Origin of the sequence: Streptomyces sp. SS7, assembly GCF_037993025.1 — a bacterium.
Taxonomy (GTDB): Bacteria; Actinomycetota; Actinomycetes; order Streptomycetales; family Streptomycetaceae; genus Streptomyces.
In genome coordinates this window covers 8,068,917-8,090,226 of the sequence record NZ_CP141223.1, presented here as the reverse complement: position 1 = coordinate 8,090,226, position 21,310 = coordinate 8,068,917, and the positions used below count along the sequence as shown (strand labels likewise).

The following is a 21,310-nucleotide window of genomic DNA, read 5'->3' as shown; positions in this document are numbered from 1 at the left end:
GGGTTCTTACTTCTCCTCGGTGGTACGGGCGTGGCTGACGGCGGGTTCGTTGCCGCCCAGGAGCAGATAGAGGACGGCCATCCGGATCGACACGCCGTTGGCGACCTGTTCGACGACGGTGCAGCGGTCGGAGTCGGCGACCTCGGCGGTGATCTCCATGCCGCGGACCATCGGGCCGGGGTGCATCACGATGGCGTGCTCGGGCATCCGCGCCATGCGGTCGCCGTCGAGGCCGTAGCGCCGCGAGTACTCGCGCTCGGTCGGGAAGAAGGCGGCGTTCATGCGTTCGCGCTGGACGCGGAGCATCATCACGGCGTCCGACTTGGGCAGGACGGCGTCGAGGTCGTACGACACCTCGCAGGGCCAGTGCTCCACGCCGACCGGCACCAGCGTGGGCGGGGCGACGAGGGTGACCTCGGCGCCGAGGGTGTGCAGCAGGTCGACGTTGGAACGGGCGACCCGGCTGTGCAGCACGTCACCGACGAGGGTGATCCGCTTGCCGGCGAGGTCGCGGCCGAGCCCGGCGTCCCGGCCGACCAGCCTCCGGCGCATGGTGAAGGCGTCGAGCAGGGCCTGGGTGGGGTGCTGGTGGGTGCCGTCGCCCGCATTGACGACGGCGGCGTCGATCCAGCCGGAGTTGGCGAGGCGGTAGGGGGCCCCGGAGGCGCCGTGCCGGATGACCACGGCGTCGACGCCCATGGCCTCCAGCGTCTGGGCGGTGTCCTTCAGGGACTCGCCCTTGGACACGCTGGAGCCCTTGGCGGAGAAGTTGATGACGTCCGCGGAGAGACGCTTCTCGGCGGCCTCGAACGAGATACGCGTGCGCGTGGAGTCCTCGAAGAAGAGGTTGACGATCGTGCGGCCGCGCAGGGTCGGCAGTTTCTTGATGGGCCGGTCGGCCACCCGGGCCATCTCCTCGGCGGTGTCGAGGATCAGGACGGCGTCGTCGCGGGAGAGGTCGGCGGCCGAGATGAGATGACGCTGCATCTGTCAGGCTCCGTAAGGCAGTTCACGAATTGGGGAGATTCCGGGCAGGCGAGGGCACGCCGAGGGGGCGTGCCGGGCTCCGTCCGCTACGGGGTCTGCTTCACACCGAGCAGCACGGTGTCGCGACCGTCCTCCTCGGCGAGCTGGACCTTGACCGTCTCCCGCAGCGACGTGGGGAGGTTCTTGCCGACGTAGTCGGCGCGGATGGGCAGTTCGCGGTGACCGCGGTCGACGAGGACCGCGAGCTGGACCGCGCGGGGGCGCCCGATGTCGTTCAGGGCGTCGAGGGCGGCGCGGATGGTGCGGCCGGAGAAGAGCACGTCGTCGACGAGGACGACCAGCTTGCCGTCGATGCCGTCACCGGGGATCTCGGTGCGGGCCAGCGCACGCGGCGGGTGCATGCGCAGGTCGTCGCGGTACATGGTGATGTCGAGCGAGCCGACCGGGATCTTGCGGTCGGTGATCTCCTCGAGCTTGGCGGCGAGCCGCTGGGCGAGGAACACGCCGCGGGTCGGGATGCCGAGGAGCACCACGTCGTCGGCGCCCTTGGCGCGTTCGACGATCTCGTGGGCGATGCGGGTGAGGACCCGCGCGATGTCGGGGCCTTCGAGCACGGGCCGCGCATCGGAGGTGTGGGAGTCGAGCCTGTCCATACGGAACGGACCTCCTTCTCCGCCTCACGGGACGGATCTTAAAGGACGTCGGGTTTGCGCCATCCACCGTAGCAGCCCGCCGGGACGGCCCTGATCACCCCTATGGAGTAATCGGCCATCGATACCACGGAAGAGTCGGTGTGGACCATTCGGCTTGACGCAGAAGAATCACGCTGCGTAACCTCACAATGAGTTACCAGCCGCGCGGTACGGAACCCATGCCGACCGCGTCGACCCAGTGCCGGGGAGCTATATGTCCAGCGAATACGCCAAACAGCTCGGGGCCAAGCTCCGGGCGATCCGCACCCAGCAGGGCCTTTCCCTCCACGGTGTCGAGGAGAAGTCCCAGGGACGCTGGAAGGCGGTCGTGGTCGGTTCGTACGAGCGCGGCGACCGCGCCGTGACCGTGCAGCGCCTCGCCGAGCTGGCGGACTTCTACGGCGTCCCCGTGCAGGAACTGCTGCCGGGCACCACCCCGGGCGGGGCGGCCGAGCCGCCGCCGAAGCTGGTCCTGGACCTGGAGCGACTGGCCCATGTGCCGGTCGAGAAGGCGGGTCCCCTGCAGCGCTACGCGGCGACGATCCAGTCCCAGCGCGGTGACTACAACGGCAAGGTGCTGTCGATCCGCCAGGACGACCTGCGCACCCTCGCCGTCATCTACGACCAGTCGCCCTCGGTCCTGACCGAGCAGCTGATCAGCTGGGGCGTGCTGGACGCGGACGCGCGCCGCGCGGTCTCCCACGAGGAGGGCTGAGCCGCTCCGCGGCCCAGCAGAAACGTGCCGCCGGGGTGGCCGGAACCTATGGGTTCCGGCCACCCCGGCTTTTTGTGCCGTACCAGCGTCGGAGGGCCCACAGCATGCGCTGTGGGCCCTCCGACGCTGGTGTCGTGACCGTCTATGCCCCGTCGCGGCGGAGCGTCGGCTTGAGCTCCTTCAGCCGGGCGAGCAGGCCGTTGACGAACGACGGGGAGTCGTCCGTGGAGAACTCCTTGGCCAGCTGCACCATCTCGTCGATGACGACGGCGTCCGGGGTCTCGTCGACCCAGATCAGCTCGTAGGCGCCGAGCCGCAGGATGTTGCGGTCGACGACCGGCATCCGGTCGAGGGTCCAGCCGACGGAGTACTGCGCGATCAGCTCGTCGATCCGCTTCACGTGGTCCGCGTAGCCCTCGACCAGCTGCATCGTGTACTCGCTCACCGGCGGCTGCCGGGTGTCGGCCCGGGAGTGCCGGACCCAGTCCGCGAGGACCGTGAGGACGTCGGCTCCGCGCTGGTCGCCCTCGAAGAGGATCTGGAAGGCGCGCTTGCGGGCCGTGTTGCGGGCAGCCACGGTTAGCTGTTCACCCGGCCGAGGTAGTCGCTGCTGCGGGTGTCGACCTTGATCTTCTCACCGGTGGTGATGAAGAGCGGGACCTGGATCTGGTGACCGGTCTCCAGGGTGGCGGGCTTGGTGCCACCGGTGGAGCGGTCGCCCTGGAGGCCCGGCTCGGTCTCGGCGACGGTCAGCTCGACGGCGGCCGGCAGCTCGACGAAGAGCACCTCGCCCTCGTGCCGGGCGACGGTGGCCTCGAAGCCCTCGACCAGGAAGTTCGCGGCGTCGCCGACGGTCTTGCGGTCGATGTGCAGCTGGTCGTAGGTCTCCATGTCCATGAAGACGAAGTACTCGCCGTCCATGTACGAGAACTGCATGTCGCTCTTGTCGACAGTGGCCGTCTCGACCTTGACGCCGGCGTTGAAGGTCTTGTCGACCACCTTGCCGGACAGCACGTTCTTGAGCTTGGTGCGCACGAAGGCCGGGCCCTTGCCGGGCTTGACGTGCTGGAACTCGACGACGGACCAGAGCTGGCCGCCTTCGAGCTTGAGCACCAGGCCGTTCTTGAGGTCGTTCGTGGAAGCCACGGTTGCGGAATCTCCTGGACTGACGTGGACGACCCCGGGGCACGCACCTCAGCGGCGCCGGGGAAGGGCGGGTGCGCTCCCGCGTCGTTCGGTGCGTGCTCTCGGTGCGCCGGGTGAAGGTCCTCGTAGCGGAGCTACTGGGGCCTTCGGCCGGTGCGGCGAGAGTGCGTGCCGGGCGGCGTGGGAATGTGCCTGAACTTCCCTGGTGTCGCTAGAGCGCGAGCAGCTCCTTGGTCGTGATGGTGAGTAGCTCGGGTCCGCCGTCCGCCTCGGGGCGTACGACGAGCGTGTCATCGATCCGGACACCGCCCCGGCCCGGGAGGTGGACCCCCGGTTCGACGGTGACCGGCACGCAAGCGTCCAGTTTACCCATGGCCGCGGGAGTCAACTGCGGGTCCTCGTCGATTTCGAGTCCGACCCCGTGCCCGGTGAGTGCCGGGAGGGCCTGTGCGTACCCCGCGGAGTCCAGTACCTGGCGGGCGGCACGGTCCACGTCACGGTAGGCCGCGCCGGGGGCCAGGGACTCGCGCCCGGCGCGCTGGGCTGCGAAGACGAGGTCGTACAGCTCGATCTGCCAGTCCGCGGGGGACGTACCGATGACGAAGGTACGGCCGATCTCGCAGCGGTAGCCGCGATAGGCGGCGCCGAGGCAGACCGAGAGGAAGTCGCCCTCCTCGACCCGTCGGTCCGTGGGGCGGTGGCCCGGCCGGCCGGCGTTCGGGCCGGTCGCCACCGAGGTGGGGAACGCGGGGCCGTCGGCGCCGTGGTCGACGAGCCTGCGCTCGAGTTCGAGGGCGAGGTGCCGCTCGGTCCGGCCGACGAGGATCGACTCGAGGAGTTCGCCGAGGGCCTGGTCGGCGATCTCGGCGCCGACCCGGAGGCAGGAGATCTCCTCCTCGTCCTTGACGACGCGGAGCTGTTCGACGGCGCTGCCGAGGTCCGCGAGGCGCAGGCGGGGCGCGACCGAGCGCAGGGCGCGGTGGCGGGCCACCGTGAGGTGGTGCTCCTCGACCGCGAGGGAGTCGCCGCCCTCCGCCGTGAGGATGTCCGCGGCGGCTACGGCGGGGTCGCCGCCGGCCCGGGGCAGGGAGCGCGTCCTGAGCCGTTCGTCGGGACGGGCCTCGCCGGGACGGTCGTCGGGCGGGCCGGGGCAGACGAGGAGGTCCTCCTCCTCGCGTCTGCCCAGGAGCAGGACGGCCGCCTTGGGGGCGGCGCCCGCGAGGTACCTCACATTGGCCGGGCGGGAGATGAGCGCGGCTGTGCTGCCGCCGGCGTTGCAGCGGTCCCTCAGTCGCTTGCGGCGTGACGCGTACATCTCTGACATGAGTCGAGCGTATGAGGGGTGGGGGTTTTGTGCCGGTTGGGAGGGCCGAGTGGGGTGCGCGGTCCGGTGCCGGTCCGGTGCGGGTGGTCCGTCACCACTTCGGCGGGCTGGCGATCGCCCTCGACAGGACGTCGTCGAGGACCTTGGCGGTCGAGGGGACGTCGAGGTGGGAGTTGTCGATGATCGGGAGGCCGGAGCCGTACCAGCCGGCCATGCGGCCGTGGATACGGGCGACCTCCTCGTCGGTGAGGCGGCGGTTGCCGGAGCGCTGGGCGTTGCGGTCCAGGACGACCTCCAGGCCGGGCAGGAGGACGACCGGGAGGAGGCCGGGGCCCACGTGGCGCTTCCAGCCGCCGAGGCCGACGACGGGACGGTCGGGGAAGATCGCGTCGTCGAGGATGCAGGAGATGCCGTTGGCGAGGAAGTTGCGGGCGGCGAAGCCGCAGGTGCGGCGGGCCAGGCGGTACTGGGCCTCGGAGTGGTCGTTCCAGCCGCGCTGCGGGTCGGCGAAGCCCGAGCGGACCCATTCGCGGACGTCGTCCAGGCTGACGTGGGCGGTGGGCACCCGGCGGTGGTCGGCCCAGAACTTGGCGACGCTGGTCTTCCCGGCGCCCGCGGGGCCGATGAGCAGCACCGCGACGGTGGTGGTCGCGAGGTCCGGCCCGGGTGCGGTCGGCGCCACCGTGGGCATCGCGACGGGGCCGCCGGGCGGCAGCGGGACATGGCCGGTGACGTCGGTGCCGTGCGGCACGGGGACGTGCTGCGGGGCCGAGGGCGGCGGCACGGGCGGCACGGGAGGCCGGGGCGCGGGCGGGACGGGCCCGGAGGGCGGCGGGGCGCCGAGGTAGCCCGGCTGGTGGTGGGGGGCGCCGCCCGGCTGGTGCGGGGGGCTGCCCGGCCGGTGCGGGCCCGGGTGTTGTGCGGCCGGCGACCAGCCGTCGGCCGGACCGTGCCCCGGCTGGTGGGGCGGCGGCAGCGGAGAACCCACTGCGTGCTGCATCCGGTGCCACTCCGTCTCGTACAGGCAATGGGCGCTGACTGCGGGGGTGTGCGCCCCGTTTTCGATTCTGAACGGTACCGCCCCCGGCCGTCGTTCGGTGAACGGCCGGGGGCGGTCCGAAGTGCCCGGTGCGGAAGGCGAATCGGGCGGAAGGGGTCCCTCGGGACTTACTGGCCGACTTCGCCGTAGGCGGCGAGGAGGACGGCCGGGTCGGGGCCCTCCAGGACGGTCGGCTTGGCGAGCCCGTCGAGCACGATGAAGCGCAGCAGGTCGCCCCGCGACTTCTTGTCGACCTTCATGGTCTCCAGCAGCTTGGGCCACTGGTCGTGGCGGTAGTGCAGGGGCAGGCCGACGGACTCCAGGATGGTGCGGTGGCGGTCGGCCGTCGCGTCGTCCAGGCGGCCCGCGAGGCGGCCCAGTTCGGCGGCGAAGTGCATGCCGACGGACACGGCCGCCCCGTGCCGCCACTTGTAGCGCTCGTTCTTCTCGATGGCGTGCGCGAGGGTGTGGCCGTAGTTGAGGATCTCCCGCAGGCCCGACTCCTTGAGGTCGGAGGAGACGACGTCCGCCTTGACCTTGATGGAGCGTTCGATCAGTTCGGCGGTGTGCGGACCGGCCGGGGTGCGGGCGGCCTCGGGGTCGGACTCGATGAGGTCGAGGATGGCGGGGTCGGCGATGAAACCGGCCTTGATGATCTCGGCGAGCCCGGAGACGTAGTCGTGGACCGGGAGGGAGTCCAGTGCGGCCAGGTCGCACAGCACCCCGGCCGGCGGGTGGAAGGCGCCGACGAGGTTCTTGCCCTCGGCGGTGTTGATGCCGGTCTTGCCGCCCACGGCCGCGTCCACCATGGCGAGCACGGTGGTCGGTACGGCGATCCAGCGCACCCCGCGCAGCCAGGTGGCGGCCACGAACCCGGCGAGGTCCGTGGTGGCGCCGCCGCCGACGCCGACGACGACGTCGGTGCGGGTGAAGCCGGACTGGCCGAGCGCCTTCCAGCAGTACGCGGCGACCTCGGCGGTCTTGGCCTCCTCGGCGTTGGGCACCTGGATGGCGACGGCGTCGTAGCCCTGTCCGGCCAGGTCGGCGCGGAGCGCGTCACCGGTCTCGGCGAGGGCCTCGGGGTGGATCACGGCGACACGCTTGGCCCGGGGGCCGATCAGCCCGGCGAGTTCGCCGAGGAGCTGACGGCCCACCAGGACCTCGTACGGCTCGGAGCCCGCGCTGCCGCCGACCCGGATCCGGGTCACCGCCTCACTGCTGCTCATGCTTCCTTCAACTCCAGTGCGTCCAGGGCGGCTCGGGTGACCTCTTCGGGGGTACGGCCGTCCGTCGCCACCACGGCGGTGGCGACCTCCTCGTACAGGCCGCGGCGGGCCTCCATCAGCTCGCGCCACTGCTTGCGCGGGTTGACCGCGAGCAGCGGGCGGGCCGCGTTGAGACCGGTGCGCTGGACCGCCTCCTCGACGTCCATCGACAGATAGACCACGCGCCGGTCCGCGAGGAGGGCGCGGCTGTCCGCGTCGAGGACCGAGCCGCCGCCGAGGGCCAGGACGCCCGTGTGCTCGGCGAGGGCGCGGCGCACGGCCTGCTTCTCGATCGCGCGGAACGCCTCCTCGCCCTCGTCGACGAAGATCTCCGCGATGCTGCGGCCCTGCGCGGCGACGATGTCGTCGTCGGTGTCCCGGAAGCCGGCGCCGAGCCGCTCGGCGAGCAGCTGCCCGACGGTGGACTTGCCGACGCCCATCGGGCCGACCAGGACGATCAGGGGCCCGCTCATCGGATGTGCAGGTGGTCGAGGTAGGACCGGACGTTGCGGCGGGTCTCGGGGACGCTGTCGCCGCCGAACTTCTCCGCGACCGCGTCCGCGAGGACGAGCGCCACCATCGCCTCGGCGACGATGCCGGCCGCGGGGACCGCGCACACGTCGGAGCGCTGGTGGTGGGCCTGGGCCTGCTCGCCGGTGGTCACGTCGACCGTCCGCAGGGCGCGCGGCACGGTGGCGATGGGCTTCATCGCGGCCCGCACGCGCAGCAGCTCGCCGGTGGTCAGACCGCCCTCGGTGCCGCCGGAGCGGCCGGAGGAGCGGCGGATGCCCTCGGGGGTGGTGAGGATCTCGTCGTGGGCCTTGGAGCCGGGCACGCGCGCGAGGTCGAAGCCGTCGCCGACCTCGACGCCCTTGATGGCCTGGATGCCCATGAGCGCGGCGGCGAGCCGGGCGTCGAGGCGACGGTCCCAGTGCACGTGCGAGCCGAGGCCGACGGGGACGTCGTACGCCAGGACCTCGACGACGCCGCCGAGGGTGTCGCCGTCCTTGTGGGCCTGGTCGATCTCCGCGACCATCGCCTTCGAGGCGTCCGTGTCCAGGCAGCGCACCGGGTCGGCGTCCAGCTTCGCCACGTCGGCGGGGGTCGGCAGGACGCCGTAGGGGGCCTTGGCGGCCGCCAGCTCCACCACGTGCGAGACGATCTCGATGCCGGCGGTCTCCTTGAGGTACGAGCGGGCGACGGCGCCGAGGGCGACGCGGGCGGCGGTCTCGCGGGCGGAGGCGCGCTCCAGGATCGGGCGGGCCTCGTCGAAGCCGTACTTCTGCATGCCCGCGAGGTCGGCGTGGCCGGGGCGGGGGCGGGTCAGCGGGGCGTTGCGGGCGAGGCCGGCGAGGATCTCGGGGTCGACCGGGTCGGCCGACATGACCTGGTCCCACTTGGGCCACTCGGTGTTGCCCACCATGATCGCGATCGGGGAGCCGAGGGTGAGGCCGTGCCGGACGCCGCCGAGGAAGGTGACCTCGTCGCGCTCGAACTTCATCCGCGCGCCGCGTCCGTAGCCGAGCCGCCGCCGCGCGAGATGGTCGGCCACCATCTCCGTGGTGATCGGCACGCCGGCGGGAAGGCCCTCCAGCGTCGCGACAAGTGCGGGACCGTGGGACTCTCCCGCGGTCAGCCAACGCAGCCTGCTCAACGATGCTCCTCAGTGCTCGCGCCCCGGTACTGCCCTACGCGCGTCCTCGCGTACGTCCTCGGTCCGGCCGGGTGCGCGGCTCCGGCCAGCCACCTCGATCCTCCCACGTCCGGGGCACGGATCGGGCGCACGGTCCATTGGGCGGACGAAACGGCCGCGGGCACGGCGGCTCAGTCGCCGGCGCCGGCCGCCGTCACGGCCGGGCCGTCTGCCGGGAGGCGAGCGCGTGCTCTCCCGCCTTGCGCATCGCCTCCAGCGGTGCCGGGGTGATGCCGGTCATCTGTTCCACCTGGAGCACGGCCTGGTGGACGAGGAGGTCGAGGCCGCTGACGACGGCGCCGCCGAACATGGACCAGCGGGCGGCCAGCTCGGTCGGCCAGGGGTCGTAGAGCACGTCGAAGAGGGTGGCGGGCCGCCCGGGCACCGCGGCCGCCAGGGCGTCGGTCGCCCCGGCCGGGGTGGTGGCGATCACGAGGGGGAAGCGCAGGGCGTCGGCGGCCTCGGACCAGTCGGCGATGCGGACCTCGACGTCCAGGCGCTCGCCCCACTGGCGCATCTCGTCGGCGCGGGCCGCGCTGCGGACGTAGGCGACGATCTCGCCGGAGCAGACCCGGGCGAGCGCCGCGAGCGCGGAGGACGCGGTGGCTCCGGCGCCGAGGATCGCGGCCGAGTCGACCTGTTCGACGCCGTGCTCGCGCAGCGCGGCGGCCATGCCGGGGATGTCGGTGTTGTCGCCGACGCGCCGGCCGTCCTCGGTGAACACCAGGGTGTTGACCGCGTCCACGGACGCGGCCGTCTCGCTGATCTCGTCGAGCAGCGGGATCACGGCCCGCTTGAGCGGCATGGTCAGGGACAGCCCGGCCCACTCCGCGCCGAGCCCCTCGACGAAGCCGGGCAGTGCGGCTTCATCGATCTCGAAGCGGTCGTACGTCCATGCGGTGAGTTCGAGCGCCTCGTAGGCGGCGCGGTGCAGCACCGGAGAGAGGGAGTGGGCGATGGGACTGCCGAGAACGGCGGCCCGGCGGGCTTCAGTTGCCCGTGCTCTCATTGAACTTTTCCTTGAGCTTCTGGAATTGCGCGTGCGTCTTGGCGAATTCGGTCTTGCTCACCCCGTCCGTCGCCACGAAGTAGTACCAGCCGTCGTCGGTCGGATTCAGCATCGCCTTGATGGCGACATCGCCGGGGTTGCCGATCGGTCCGGGCGGCAGGCCCTTGTTCGTGTAGGTGTTGTACGGGTCCTTGTTGCTGTTGATCTCCGACTCGCTGATCTCGATGTTGCTTTCGCCCCTCAGGTAGTTGAAGGTCGAGTCGAACTGGAGGAATCCGTACGTCTCGGGGTTCGCGCGGTCGAGGCGGTTGTAGATCACCTCCGCCATCTTGCGGTAGTCGTCCTCGGTCTTGCCCTCGGCCTGGACCAGGCTCGCGACCGTGACCAACTGGAGCGGGCTGTCCAGCTTGAACGACTTGGCCTTGGCCTCCAGGTCGTACGCCGCGTACTTCTTCGTGGCGCCGGCCACCATCGCCTTCAGCACCGCCTCGGGCTTCATGCCCTTGGCCGCGGGATAGGTCCCCGGGAAGAGGAAGCCCTCCAGGGGGTCCTTTATCTTGCTGTTGTCGTTCGCCCAGGAGGGCAGTCCGAGGGTTTTCCATTCCTTCTCGGCGACCTTGCGGGTGGTGCCGGCGGAGAGGTCGAGTTTCTGGTCGATGACCGCGTAGACCTTCACATTGCGCTGGCCGGGCACCACCATCACATTGGCCTGGCTGTCCCCGTCGAGCATCATCTCGACGGCGGCCTTCGCGGACATCTCCTTCTTCAGAATGTACGCGCCCGCCTGGATCTTGTCCCCGTTGGGATTGTTCGTGGCCGCGGAGACGAAGGCGTCGACACTCTTGACGACCCCGGCGTCCTTCAGCAGCCGGCCGATGCCCGCGCCGCCCGTCCCCTCGGGCACCTGGATACTGACCGACTGATTCGTACCGTTGCCCGAATAGTCCGGGGGTGCGCCGTAACGATTCTTGTAGAAGTGGTAACCGGCATAGCCGACGCCGCCGATACCACCGGCGAACACCAGTACGACGACCAGGCAGGCGACGCCGTTGCGGCTCTTCTTCTTGCCCTTGCCCGGCTTTCCCTTGCCCGGTTTGCCTGCCGTGACGTCCTTGCCGGCGCGCCCCCTGCGGCCCCCGCGGCCGTCGGGTTCGTCGTCGTCCTGGTGCTCGTCGTCGGCGCCCCCGCCCGCGAAGAACGCGTGCTCGCCCTGGTCGGAGCCCGGGTCCCAGTCGGGTTCCCGTTCGCCCTCCGGCTCCGTCGCCCCCTCGGGCTCCGGCTCCGGTTCGGGGCCCCGCCGGGCCGGCGGCTCCGGCGGCGGGTAGGCGTCGGGCGTGCCGTAGAAGTCGGGCTGCTCGGCGCCGTACGCGGCGGGCTGCTGTCCGTACGGGTCACCGGGGTCGGCGGCGTACGGCATGTGCGCGTGCGTGCCGGTGCCGTCCCAGCCGCCTTCCTGGTAGCCCTCGTGGTACCCCTGCTGCCCCTGGCCGGGGACCTGCGCGGGCCCCTGCGGGACGTACTGCTGCTGGTACTGCTGGGGGTCGTAGGGCTGCTGGGGGTCGTAGGGCTGCTGCGGATACTGCTGCTGACCGTACGCCTGCTGGTCGTACTGCTGCGCCTGTCCGTTGCCCCAGTCGCCGTATCCCGGCTGCTGCGGCTGCTGCGGGTAGTGGTGGTGCTGCGGCTGGCCGCCGTAGGCAGGCTGATGGCCCGGGTGGGCCTGCTGCTGCCCGTCCCATCCGCCGTCCCCGTACAACGGGTCCTCGGGATGCCACGGTTCGGAGCCTGGGCCCCGGCCATACTCAGTCATCGATCCCCTAGAGCCGCGAGGCGGCGATCACGCGGCCTTCCCAGGTCCGTCACCGTTCCGCCTCTCTCTGTGCGGCGGCTGTTCGAACACCGCCGCATCGCGCGGAACGTTACCGTATCGCGATCAGATGACCACTTCGACGCCCTCGCCCGGTGCTTTACCTGACACCCGTTCGGATTCCAGGGCCTGCTGAAGGATGATCACAGCGGCTGCCTGGTCGATCACCGACCGGCCCTTCTTGGCCTTCACCCCCGATGCGCGCAGGCCCTGACTGGCCGTCACGGTCGTCATCCGCTCGTCCACCAGGCGTACGGAGACCGGGGCGATGCCCTTCGCCAGCTCCTGCGCGAAGCCGCGAACCTTTACCGCGGCCGGGCCCTCGCCCCCCTTCAGGGAGCGGGGGAGACCGACGACGACCTCGATCGGCTCGTACTCCTCGACGAGTTGCCTGAGCCGCCGGTGGGCCGCCGGGAGGTCCCGGCCGGGGACCGTCTCCACGGGGGTGGCGAGGATCCCGTCGGGGTCGCACGAGGCGACCCCGATCCTGGCGTCCCCGACATCGATCGCGAGTCGACGGCCCCTGCGCATGGGCTCGCTCACTTGGCCGTGTCGGCCACGAGGCGCTCGACCGCGTCGACGGCCTCGCCGACCGCGCCCGGGTTCTGGCCGCCGCCCTGGGCGACGTCCGGCTTGCCGCCACCGCCGCCGCCGAGGGTCTTGGCGGCCGTACGCACCAGGTCGCCGGCCTTCAGACCGCGCTCGCGGGCGGCCTCATTGGTGGCGATGACCGTGAGCGGCTTGCCGTTGTTCACGGTGAACAGGGCGACCACGGCGGCCCGTCCGCCCTGGATGCGGCCGCGCACGTCGAGGACCAGCCGGCGCAGGTCGTCCGGGGTCGTGCCGTCCGGCACCTGCCCGGTGACCAGGGCGACGCCGTGCACGTCCTTGGCGGACTCGGCGAGACCGCCGGCGGCCTGGAGGACCTTCTCCGCGCGGAACTTCTCGATCTCCTTCTCGGCGTCCTTCAGCTTGCCGAGCATGGCGGAGACCTTCTCCGGGAGCTCCTCCGGACGGCCCTTGATCAGCTCCTGGAGCTGGGCGACGACCGTGTGCTCACGGGCGAGGAAGTGGTAGGCGTCGACGCCCACGAGGGCCTCGATACGGCGCACACCCGAGCCGATCGACGACTCGCCGAGCAGCTTCACCAGACCCAGCTGGGCGGTGTTGTGGACATGCGTGCCGCCGCACAGCTCCTTGGAGAAGTCGCCGATGGTCACCACGCGGACCCGCTCGCCGTACTTCTCGCCGAACTCGGCGATGGCGCCCTGCTTCTTGGCCTCGTCGATGCCCATGACCTCGGCGCGCACGTCGAGTTCGCGGGCGAGAACCTCGTTGATCTTCTGCTCGACGTCGGTCATCACGGCCGTGGGAACGGCCGACGGCGAGCCGAAGTCGAAGCGGAACCGGCCGGGCTGGTTCTCGGAACCGGCCTGGGCGGCCGTCGGGCCGAGCGCGTCGCGCAGGGCCTGGTGGGTGAGGTGGGTGGCCGAGTGGGCGCGGGCGATGGCGGTGCGCCGACGCGAGTCGATCGTGGCGTGGACGAGGTCGCCCACGGCCACCTCGCCGACCTGGACGACGCCCTTGTGGACGTAGACGCCCGGCACCGGCTTCTGGGTGTCGCGGATCTCGACGACGGCACCGGAGGCCACCTTGAACCGGCCGGTGTCACCGATCTGACCGCCGCCCTCGGCGTAGAACGGGGTGCGGTCCAGGACGATCTCGACCTCGTCGCCCTCGGAGGCGGCCGGGGAGGAGACGCCGTCGACGAGGATGCCGACGACCGTGGACTCGCCCTCGGTGTCGGAGTAACCGATGAAGTCGGTCTCGCCGGCCCTGTCGGCGATCTCCCGGTAGGCGCCGGCCCCGGCGTGGCCGGTCTTCTTGGCCTGGGCGTCGGCCTTGGCGCGCTCCCGCTGCTCCTTCATCAGGCGGCGGAAGCCGTCCTCGTCCACCGACAGCCCCTGCTCGGCGGCCATCTCCAGGGTGAGGTCGATCGGGAAGCCCCAGGTGTCGTGGAGCAGGAACGCCTTGTCGCCGGCGAGGACGGTGGAGCCGGCGGCCTTGGTCTCGCTGACGGCACCGTCGAGGACGTTCGTACCGGCGTTGAGGGTCTTGAGGAAGCGGGCCTCCTCGGCGAGGGCGACGTTCTCGATGCGCTCGCGGTCGGTGACCAGCTCGGGGTACTGCTGGCCCATCATGCCGATGACGGTGTCGATGAGTTCCTTGACGACCGGGCCGGTGGCGCCGAGGAGGCGCATGTTGCGGATGGCGCGGCGCATGATGCGGCGCAGCACGTAACCGCGGCCCTCGTTGCCGGGCGTGACGCCGTCGCCGATGAGCATCACCGAGGTGCGCATGTGGTCGGTGACCACGCGCAGGGAGACGTCCGAGTCGTGGGCGTCGCCGTAGGCCACGCCGGTCAGCTCGGTGGCCTTCCTGATGACGGCCATGGAGGTGTCGATCTCGTACATGTTCTGCACGCCCTGCAGAATCATGGCGAGACGCTCCAGGCCCAGGCCCGTGTCGATGTTCTTGCTCGGCAGCTCGCCGAGGATCTCGAAGTTGTCCTTGCCGATGCCCTCGCCGCGCTCGTACTGCATGAAGACGAGGTTCCAGATCTCCACGTACCGCTCGTCGTTGACGGCGGGGCCGCCCTCGACGCCGAACTCGGGGCCGCGGTCGTAGTTGATCTCGGAGCAGGGGCCGCAGGGGCCGGGGACGCCCATGGACCAGTAGTTGTCCTTCATGCCGAGACGCTGGATGCGCTCCTTCGGCACGCCGACGACCTCGTGCCAGATGCGCTCGGCCTCGTCGTCGTCCTGGTAGACGGTGATCCAGAGCTTCTCCGGCTCCAGACCGTAACCACCCTTGTCCTGGTCGCCGGTGAGCAGCTCCCAGGCGTACTTGATGGCGCCTTCCTTGAAGTAGTCGCCGAAGGAGAAGTTGCCGCACATCTGGAAGAACGTGCCGTGGCGGGTGGTCTTGCCGACCTCTTCGATGTCGGGGGTGCGCACGCACTTCTGCACGCTGGTGGCGCGGGCGAAGGGCGGCTTGACCTCACCGAGGAAGTAGGGCTTGAAGGGCACCATGCCGGCGGGGACGAGGAGCAGAGTCGGGTCGTCCGCGATGAGCGACGCCGAAGGGACGACGGTGTGCCCGCGCTCCTCGAAGAAGCTCAGCCAGCGGCGGCGAATCTCGGCCGACTCCATCAGTGGTCCTCATTCCGGTCGTACGAGTACGTCGTGGTCTGGACGTACCTCGGGTGGGTGCTGTTCTCGATGGCGGCGAACCGCCGGGGCGCGGGGAGCGCGGGGTCCTCGTCGATACCGAGGGCGTCCTGGAGTTCCGCCTCGCGCTGGGCCATGTTGTCGCGGACGTCGAGCGCGAAGCCCACCGCACGGTCCTTCAGGCGCGCCCCCGTCTCGAGGGCCTTGTTGGCCGCGGTCGCGGCGAGGCTCTCCGGGGTGAGCTGCTTCAGCTTGCGGTTGACCTTGGTGGTGGCCCAGACACCGGCGGCGACACCGGTGGTGAACCAGAAGGTTCGGCGGAACATGGCTGGTTCTCAGTCCCTCTTTCCACGGGCGCCGCGCTTCTCCCGCCGGGAGACGGTGCGGCCCACGATCACGGTACGCCGGGGTTCCCGGGCGGGCACGTCCTCCCGGCGGCCGCCGAGGGCCCGGCGCACGCCGTAGCCGAACGCGGCGACCTTGACCAGGGGGCCGCCGAAGGTGGAGGCGACGGTCGTGGAGAGCGCGGAGGCGTTCGACGTGACTTCCTGGACGTCGGAGGCGATGGCGTCGACCCGGTCGATCTGGGTCTGCGCGGAGCGCACCGCCGCGGAGGCGTCGGCCAGCAGCGGGACGGCCTGGTCGGTCACGTCCGCGACCAGCTTGGTGGTCGCCCTGAGCGTCTGGGCCAGCCTCGCCAGCGCGACGGCGAGGAAGGAGACCAGGATCGCCCAGAAGACGGCCACCAGGATTCCGGCCACCTCTCCACCGGACACCTGGCACCTCTTTTGCAGCGTTGGGATCTATCTCCGGGGCCGAGCCTATCGCGCCGGGGGCGGGGCTCCGTACCGCATTACCGGGGCATGCGAAAGCCCGCCGCCTCCGGGGAGACGGCGGGCCGGGGCGCTGGAGTCCCTACGACCGCTGGAGGATCAACGGGCGTAGTACTCGACGACGAGCTGCTCGTCGCAGATGACCGGGATCTCCTTGCGGTTCGGCTCGCGGTCCAGGCGGAACGCCAGGGCCTTGAGGTTCACCTGGAGGTAGCGCGGGGTCTCGCCGTCGGGGGCGAAGCCGCCCTCGCGGGCGATGGAGAAGAGGGTCTTCTCACGGCTGCGCTCGCGGACCATCACGACGTCGTCGGGACGGACGCGGAACGAGGGCTTGTCGGTCTTCTGGCCGTTGACCTCGATGTGGCCGTGCACGACCATCTGACGGGCCTGGTAGATGGTGCGGGCGATGCCCGAACGCAGCACCAGGGCGTCGAGACGGCGCTCGAGCTCGATGATCAGGGCCTCACCGGTCTTGCCCTGCACCTTGGAGGCACGCTCGTAGGCGCGGACCAGCTGGCGCTCGGAGAGGTCGTACTGTGCGCGCAGACGCTGCTTCTCCAGCAGACGGACCTTGTAGTCCGAGTTCTGCTTGCGGCCACGGCCGTGCTCACCCGGCGGGTAGGGGCGGGCCTCGAAGTACTTGACGGCCTTCGGGGTCAGCGCGATACCGAGGGCACGCGACTTCTTGACCTTGGGGCGGGACTGGTTCGCCACTTGTCTCTCATTTCTGGTTTCGGCTTGTCAGAGTTAAGGGAGGTCGCATCCGCAGCCGGGGAAACCCATGAGGTCCGCGAGGGACCGGCCGGGCAGCCGCTCCCCTGGTCTGGGCACATACGTGCAGCACGCGAGTGGCCCACCGACCGCTCCCGCCGTGCGGCGGGTGGTGGTGGGCTGCCCGCGACACCGATCGACGGTGCGCGACGCTCCTGGAACCGGTCCGGGGACCGGTTCCGGCTGACTGTCCCGTTCTGACAGCGCGGGACGCAGCGCTCCGACCGAGTTTACAGGGTGCTCAGGACCGCTTTCGACCGAGGTGCTTCCTGGTCCACTCCACGGCGTCGGCGTACCGGGCCTCCGCGCCGTGCCGGGTGGGGGTGTAGTACTCGCGGTCCTTGATGGCGTCCGGGGCGTACTGCTGGGCGGCGATGCCCTCCGCCAGGTCGTGCGGATACACGTACCCCTGGGCGTGGCCGAGCTTGGCGGCGCCCTTGTAGTGCCCGTCGCGCAGATGCGGCGGAACGGATCCGGCCAGTCCCTTGCGTACGTCGTCCAGGGCGGCGCCGATCGCGGTGGTCGCGGAGTTGGACTTGGGAGCGAGGGCGAGGGCGATGGTGGCGTGGCTGAGGATGAGCGCGGCCTCGGGGAAGCCGATCAGGGCGACGGCCTGGGCGGCGGCGACGGCCGTGGGGAGCGCGTTCGGGTCGGCGAGGCCGATGTCCTCGCTGGCGGAGATCATCAGCCGGCGGGCGATGAACCGGGGGTCCTCCCCCGCCTCGATCATGCGGGCCAGGTAGTGCAGGGCGGCGTCCACGTCGGAACCCCTGATGGACTTGATCAGCGCGCTGGCGACGTCGTAGTGCTGGTCGCCGTCGCGGTCGTACTTCACCGCGGCCCGGTCGACCGTCTGCTCCAGGGTGGTCAGGCTGATCGCGCTCTCGTCCTGGTCGAGGGCGGCCCCGGCGGCGGCCTCCAGGGCGGTCAGCGCGCGGCGGGCGTCGCCGCCGGCGATGCGCAGGAGGTGCGCCTCGGTGTCCTCGGGGAGGGTGACGGCGCCCTTGAGGCCGCGCTCGTCGGTCAGGGCCCTGCGCAGCAGCCCCCGCAGATCGTCGTCCGTGAGGGGTTCGAGGGTGAGCAGCAGCGAGCGGGAGAGCAGCGGGGAGATCACCGAGAAGTACGGGTTCTCCGTGGTCGCCGCGATCAGGGTGACCCAGCGGTTCTCGACGGCCGGGAGGAGGGAGTCCTGCTGGGCCTTGCTGAAGCGGTGGATCTCGTCGAGGAAGAGGACGGTCTCCTTGCCGTACCCCCCGGTGGCGCGGCGGGCACCGTCGATGACCGCGCGGACCTCCTTGACGCCGGCGGTGATCGCGGAGAGCTCCACGAACCGCTTGTTCGTCGCCTTGGACACGACGTACGCCAGGGTGGTCTTGCCGGTGCCGGGCGGGCCCCAGAGGATCACCGAGGAGGGCCCGGCCGGGCCCTTGGCGCCCTCGCCGACCAGGCGGCGCAGCGGTGAGCCCGGCTTCAGCAGGTGCTGCTGGCCCACGACCTCGTCCAGGGTGCGCGGGCGCATCCGGACCGCCAGGGGGCTCCCGGCGGGGTCCTTCTCCTGGCGTTCTTCTGCTGCGGCGGTGAACAGGTCGGGCTCCACGCTGAAACCCTAAATCACCGCACCGACAACGCGGCCAGGGCTGTCGGCCGGACCATCGGCAGGACCACCTGCAGGACGGTCGGCCGGACCGTCAGCTGGTCCAGAACTCCCACCAGCGGGTCAGGATCAGCATGCCGATGATGCCGATGTGCAGCACGGGCACGACCCAGGTGAACTCGCCGAAGAAGCTCTTCAGCCAGCGTGGCGCGGGCAGGAAGGCGTTGCGGATGTTGAACGAGGTCACGTACCAGAACATGGTGATCGTGGCGACCCAGGCCAGCGAGCACCACAGGCACAGGGCGTTGATCCGGTACAGGGACTGGAACTGCAGCCAGGTGCAGAAGGCGACGCCGAACAGCGTGCCGAAGTTGAAGGTGAGCCAGTACCAGCGCGGGAAGCGGGCCCCGGTCAGCAGGCTCATGCCGACGCAGATGACGATGCCGTAGCAGACCAGGCCGAGCATCGGGTTGGGGAAGCCGAACGCGGCGGCCTGCTTGGACTCCATCACGCTGCCGCAGGAGACCACCGGGTTCAGGCTGCAGCCGGGGGTGAAGGTCGTGCCCGCGACCTTGGCCTCGAGCAGTTTGAACTTGTCGACCGTGATGACCCACGCGGCGAGCAGACCGGCCGCGCCGGTGATCAGCAGCAGGATCGCGAACGCACGGCTGCCGCCCGCCGTCCGGGGCGCGGCCGCGGCGTCCCGGGCGGGCTCGGGCTCGGACTCCGTGGTGACGTCTTTGACTGTCGTCTTGCTCATCACGCCGATCCGTGTTTGAGAGTTGGACCATCTTCGGGCAGGGGCCATTGTGCCGCACCCGGCCGGGTATCCACCGTTCGATGGACATAAGGAAGCCCGGGGCGGTCCCGGACCGCGCTGTTCCGGCCGCGTCCGACGGCATGACTGCACTGGCGAACGAACGCGCGGTGGACGCCCGCCGCGTTGACGTCCGCGCGACCGTCAGCGACGCGGTGCGGGCCGCTGGACCGAGCGAGGGGTGTGCGGGGCCGCGCGGCCCCGCACACCCCTCGCTCCGCGGGCCTCAGCCGAGCCTGGACTCCAGCTCCGCCACGATCTCGTTCACGCCGATCGCCGTCTGCTCGCCGGACTCCATGTCCTTCAGCTGGACGACGCCCTCGGCGAGGTCGCGCTCGCCGGCCACGATCGTGTAGCGGGCACCGCTGCGGTTGGCGTTCTTCATGGCGCCCTTGAGGCCCTTGGCACCGTAGGAGAAGTCGGCCGCGACACCGAGCTTGCGCAACTCCGTGACCTTGGCGAACAGCACCCGGCGGGCCTCCTCGCCGAGCGGGACGGCGTAGACGGCGGTGGGGGACGGCAGGTCGAGTCCGACGCCCTCGGCCTCCAGCGCCAGGACCGTGCGGTTGACGCCGAGGGCCCAGCCGACGGACGGCAGGGCCGGGCCGCCGATCATCTCCGACAGTCCGTCGTAGCGGCCGCCGCCGCCCACCGCGGACTGGGAGCCGAGACCGTCGTGGACGAACTCGAAGGTCGTCCGGGTGTAGTAGTCCAGGCCGCGGACCAGCCTCGGGTCGTCCTCGAAGGCGACACCGGCGGCTGTGATCAGCTCACGGACCTCCTCGTGGTACGCCTTGCACGCGTCGCAGAGGTAGTCCCGCAGGAGGGGGGCGTCACCGAGCTGCTTCTGGACCGACTCGCGCTTGTCGTCCAGGACGCGCAGCGGGTTGATCTCGGCGCGGCGCAGGGTGTCCTCGTCGAGGTCCAGGCCGCGCAGGAAGTCCTGGAGCGCGGCCCGGTACACCGGACGGCACTCCTTGTCGCCGAGGCTGTTGAGCAGGATGCGGAAGTTCCTCAGGCCCAGCGAGCGGTACGCCTGGTCGGCCAGGATGATCAGCTCGGCGTCCAGGGCCGGGTCCTCCGCGCCGATCGCCTCGGCGCCGACCTGGGAGAAGTGGCGGTAGCGGCCCTTCTGGGGGCGCTCGTAGCGGTAGTACGAGCCGGAGTACCAGAGCTTGACGGGAAGGTTGCCCGCCTTGTGCAGGTTGGCCTCCAGCGCCGCGCGCAGGACCGAGGCGGTTCCCTCGGGGCGCAGGGCCAGCCTGTCGCCGCCCTTGGTCTCGAAGGCGTACATCTCCTTCGTCACGATGTCGGTGGACTCACCGACACCGCGAGCGAAGAGCTCCACGCTCTCGAAGCCGGGCGTCTCGATGTAGCCGTAGCCGGAGTTGCGCAGCGGTGCGGCGATCGCCTCGCGGACCGCGAGGTAGCGGGCGGAGTCGGGCGGCAGCAGGTCGTACGTGCCCTTGGGGGCCTGAAAGGTGCTCACGGAAGTCTCTCGTCACATTCCTCGTCGGGGAGCGTCGGACGCTCCCTGGCCGCCGGCGGCCACCTGCCGCAGATACGGGTTGGTGGCGCGCTCCTGGCCGATGGTCGTCTGGGGGCCGTGGCCGGACAGGACCACGGTCGAGTCGTCGAGCGGCAGGCACACGCGGGCCAGCGAGTCGAGCATCTCGGCCATGTCACCGCCGGGCAGGTCGGTGCGTCCGATGGAGCCGGCGAACAGCAGATCCCCGGAGAAGAAGACCGAGGGGATCTCGGTCGTCTCGGGCATCCGGAAGGTCACCGACCCCTTGGTATGGCCCGGCGCGTGCGCGACGGAGAACCGCAGACCCGCCAGGTCCAGCTCGACGCCGTCGGTCAGCTCGCGGACGTCGTCCGGCTCCCCCACGGTCAGTTCGCCCATCAGCGGCATCCCGATGGACCGGCCGAGCGCCTTCTCGGGGTCGCTCATCATGAACCGGTCCTCGGGGTGGATCCAGGCCGGCACGTCGTGCGCGCCGCAGACCGGGACGACCGAGGCCACATGGTCGATGTGGCCGTGTGTGAGGACGACCGCGACGGGCTTGAGCCGATGCTTCCTCAGCGCTTCCTCGACTCCGGGGGCCGCCTGATGGCCCGGGTCGATGATCACGCACTCCTCACCGGCGGCGGGGGCGACGAGATAACAGTTCGTCCCCCAGGCCCCGGCGGGGAACCCGGCAATGAGCACGATCGTCCTTGGTTGTGTCGATTACGGGAGGCTTCTGCGCGGCGACAGCCGCTGTCAGAGCGTACCGGCGCTGCCGTTTCCTCAGCGAACCCATATACGGTACGGGGCACACGCAA

General features: G+C 70.8%; 21 protein-coding genes. 1 reads left to right on the top strand and 20 read right to left on the bottom strand.

All coding sequences use genetic code 11. From position 1 onward, the window contains the following. Nucleotides 1-6: 6 nt before the first annotated feature. Complete coding sequence (locus tag U5640_RS37225) at nucleotides 7-987, bottom strand: aspartate carbamoyltransferase catalytic subunit (protein ID WP_067250022.1); 981 nt, start codon at nucleotides 985-987, stop codon at nucleotides 7-9. Nucleotides 988-1,073: 86 nt separating this feature from the next. Then, entirely contained in the window at nucleotides 1,074-1,640 is a 567-nt protein-coding gene (pyrR, locus tag U5640_RS37220; protein WP_340383020.1) for a bifunctional pyr operon transcriptional regulator/uracil phosphoribosyltransferase PyrR, read from the bottom strand. Between the two features lie 253 nt (nucleotides 1,641-1,893). Here pyrR and bldD point away from each other — a divergent pair, with 253 nt between their 5' ends. Then, complete coding sequence (gene bldD / locus U5640_RS37215; RefSeq protein ID WP_020128858.1) at nucleotides 1,894-2,394, top strand: transcriptional regulator BldD; 501 nt, start codon at nucleotides 1,894-1,896, stop codon at nucleotides 2,392-2,394. Between the two features lie 142 nt (nucleotides 2,395-2,536). Here the strand turns inward: bldD and nusB are convergent, their stop codons facing one another. The 18 genes from nusB to U5640_RS37125 all read right to left on the bottom strand — a co-directional run bounded on the left by nusB (nucleotide 2,537) and on the right by U5640_RS37125 (nucleotide 21,194). After that, a complete protein-coding gene (gene nusB, locus U5640_RS37210; protein ID WP_340383014.1) occupies nucleotides 2,537-2,971 on the bottom strand; it encodes a transcription antitermination factor NusB in 435 nt (144 codons plus the stop codon). A gap of 2 nt (nucleotides 2,972-2,973) precedes the next feature. Further along, nucleotides 2,974-3,540, bottom strand: coding sequence for an elongation factor P (gene efp / locus U5640_RS37205; RefSeq protein ID WP_055634988.1), 567 nt, complete (start codon nucleotides 3,538-3,540; stop codon nucleotides 2,974-2,976). Nucleotides 3,541-3,751: 211 nt separating this feature from the next. After that, the gene (locus tag U5640_RS37200) at nucleotides 3,752-4,864 is read right to left on the bottom strand and encodes an aminopeptidase P family protein (RefSeq protein WP_340383011.1); all 1,113 of its coding nucleotides are present in this window, start codon (nucleotides 4,862-4,864) and stop codon (nucleotides 3,752-3,754) included. A 91-nt stretch (nucleotides 4,865-4,955) separates the two neighbouring features. After that, nucleotides 4,956-5,864, bottom strand: coding sequence for a Pro-rich N-terminal domain-containing protein (locus U5640_RS37195; protein WP_340383009.1), 909 nt, complete (start codon nucleotides 5,862-5,864; stop codon nucleotides 4,956-4,958). A gap of 167 nt (nucleotides 5,865-6,031) precedes the next feature. Next, nucleotides 6,032-7,129: a 3-dehydroquinate synthase gene (gene aroB / locus U5640_RS37190; protein WP_340383007.1), complete on the bottom strand. Its 1,098-nt coding sequence runs from the start codon at nucleotides 7,127-7,129 to the stop codon at nucleotides 6,032-6,034. Next, the gene (locus U5640_RS37185; RefSeq protein ID WP_340383005.1) at nucleotides 7,126-7,641 is read right to left on the bottom strand and encodes a shikimate kinase; all 516 of its coding nucleotides are present in this window, start codon (nucleotides 7,639-7,641) and stop codon (nucleotides 7,126-7,128) included. Before U5640_RS37185 ends, aroB begins: the two co-directional genes overlap by 4 nt. Continuing rightward, the gene (gene aroC / locus U5640_RS37180) at nucleotides 7,638-8,822 is read right to left on the bottom strand and encodes a chorismate synthase (protein WP_340383003.1); all 1,185 of its coding nucleotides are present in this window, start codon (nucleotides 8,820-8,822) and stop codon (nucleotides 7,638-7,640) included. Before aroC ends, U5640_RS37185 begins: the two co-directional genes overlap by 4 nt. Nucleotides 8,823-9,015: 193 nt before the next feature. Continuing rightward, nucleotides 9,016-9,870 (bottom strand): shikimate dehydrogenase, encoded by an 855-nt coding sequence (locus U5640_RS37175; RefSeq protein WP_340383001.1) that lies wholly within the window; start codon nucleotides 9,868-9,870, stop codon nucleotides 9,016-9,018. Beyond that, nucleotides 9,851-11,680, bottom strand: a complete 1,830-nt coding sequence (gene mltG, locus U5640_RS37170) for an endolytic transglycosylase MltG (protein WP_340382999.1) — start codon at nucleotides 11,678-11,680, stop codon at nucleotides 9,851-9,853. Before mltG ends, U5640_RS37175 begins: the two co-directional genes overlap by 20 nt. Nucleotides 11,681-11,803: 123 nt before the next feature. Further along, nucleotides 11,804-12,268: a Holliday junction resolvase RuvX gene (gene ruvX, locus U5640_RS37165; protein WP_340382997.1), complete on the bottom strand. Its 465-nt coding sequence runs from the start codon at nucleotides 12,266-12,268 to the stop codon at nucleotides 11,804-11,806. An 8-nt stretch (nucleotides 12,269-12,276) separates the two neighbouring features. Beyond that, a complete protein-coding gene (gene alaS, locus U5640_RS37160; RefSeq protein WP_340382995.1) occupies nucleotides 12,277-14,949 on the bottom strand; it encodes an alanine--tRNA ligase in 2,673 nt (890 codons plus the stop codon). Next, nucleotides 14,949-15,293, bottom strand: coding sequence for a hypothetical protein (locus U5640_RS37155; RefSeq protein WP_340382993.1), 345 nt, complete (start codon nucleotides 15,291-15,293; stop codon nucleotides 14,949-14,951). The genes alaS and U5640_RS37155 overlap by 1 nt, the downstream gene beginning before the upstream one ends. A 9-nt stretch (nucleotides 15,294-15,302) precedes the next feature. Further along, nucleotides 15,303-15,743, bottom strand: coding sequence for a DUF948 domain-containing protein (locus U5640_RS37150; RefSeq protein ID WP_067250056.1), 441 nt, complete (start codon nucleotides 15,741-15,743; stop codon nucleotides 15,303-15,305). A 156-nt stretch (nucleotides 15,744-15,899) separates the two neighbouring features. Further along, nucleotides 15,900-16,514 (bottom strand): 30S ribosomal protein S4, encoded by a 615-nt coding sequence (rpsD, locus tag U5640_RS37145; RefSeq protein WP_055633391.1) that lies wholly within the window; start codon nucleotides 16,512-16,514, stop codon nucleotides 15,900-15,902. 298 nt (nucleotides 16,515-16,812) lie between these two features. Next, nucleotides 16,813-18,168 (bottom strand): replication-associated recombination protein A, encoded by a 1,356-nt coding sequence (locus tag U5640_RS37140; protein WP_340382988.1) that lies wholly within the window; start codon nucleotides 18,166-18,168, stop codon nucleotides 16,813-16,815. Nucleotides 18,169-18,259: 91 nt separating this feature from the next. After that, nucleotides 18,260-18,925 (bottom strand): vitamin K epoxide reductase family protein, encoded by a 666-nt coding sequence (locus U5640_RS37135; RefSeq protein ID WP_340382986.1) that lies wholly within the window; start codon nucleotides 18,923-18,925, stop codon nucleotides 18,260-18,262. A gap of 283 nt (nucleotides 18,926-19,208) precedes the next feature. Further along, on the bottom strand, nucleotides 19,209-20,471 hold the full coding sequence (gene hisS, locus U5640_RS37130; protein WP_340382984.1) for a histidine--tRNA ligase: 1,263 nt from the start codon (nucleotides 20,469-20,471) through the stop codon (nucleotides 19,209-19,211). 12 nt (nucleotides 20,472-20,483) lie between these two features. Next, nucleotides 20,484-21,194, bottom strand: a complete 711-nt coding sequence (locus tag U5640_RS37125; protein WP_340382982.1) for an MBL fold metallo-hydrolase — start codon at nucleotides 21,192-21,194, stop codon at nucleotides 20,484-20,486. Between the last annotated feature and the right edge of the window lie 116 nt (nucleotides 21,195-21,310).

Coding starts and splice junctions, on each gene's coding strand:
- U5640_RS37225 (WP_067250022.1), bottom strand. CDS start 987: ATGCAGCGTCATCTCATCTCGGCCGCCGACCTCTCCCGCGACGACGCC.
- pyrR (WP_340383020.1), bottom strand. CDS start 1,640: ATGGACAGGCTCGACTCCCACACCTCCGATGCGCGGCCCGTGCTCGAA.
- bldD (WP_020128858.1), top strand. CDS start 1,894: ATGTCCAGCGAATACGCCAAACAGCTCGGGGCCAAGCTCCGGGCGATC.
- U5640_RS37200 (WP_340383011.1), bottom strand. CDS start 4,864: ATGTCAGAGATGTACGCGTCACGCCGCAAGCGACTGAGGGACCGCTGC.
- U5640_RS37195 (WP_340383009.1), bottom strand. CDS start 5,864: ATGCAGCACGCAGTGGGTTCTCCGCTGCCGCCGCCCCACCAGCCGGGG.
- aroB (WP_340383007.1), bottom strand. CDS start 7,129: ATGAGCAGCAGTGAGGCGGTGACCCGGATCCGGGTCGGCGGCAGCGCG.
- U5640_RS37185 (WP_340383005.1), bottom strand. CDS start 7,641: ATGAGCGGGCCCCTGATCGTCCTGGTCGGCCCGATGGGCGTCGGCAAG.
- U5640_RS37175 (WP_340383001.1), bottom strand. CDS start 9,870: ATGAGAGCACGGGCAACTGAAGCCCGCCGGGCCGCCGTTCTCGGCAGT.
- mltG (WP_340382999.1), bottom strand. CDS start 11,680: ATGACTGAGTATGGCCGGGGCCCAGGCTCCGAACCGTGGCATCCCGAG.
- ruvX (WP_340382997.1), bottom strand. CDS start 12,268: ATGCGCAGGGGCCGTCGACTCGCGATCGATGTCGGGGACGCCAGGATC.
- alaS (WP_340382995.1), bottom strand. CDS start 14,949: ATGGAGTCGGCCGAGATTCGCCGCCGCTGGCTGAGCTTCTTCGAGGAG.
- U5640_RS37155 (WP_340382993.1), bottom strand. CDS start 15,293: ATGTTCCGCCGAACCTTCTGGTTCACCACCGGTGTCGCCGCCGGTGTC.
- U5640_RS37135 (WP_340382986.1), bottom strand. CDS start 18,925: ATGAGCAAGACGACAGTCAAAGACGTCACCACGGAGTCCGAGCCCGAG.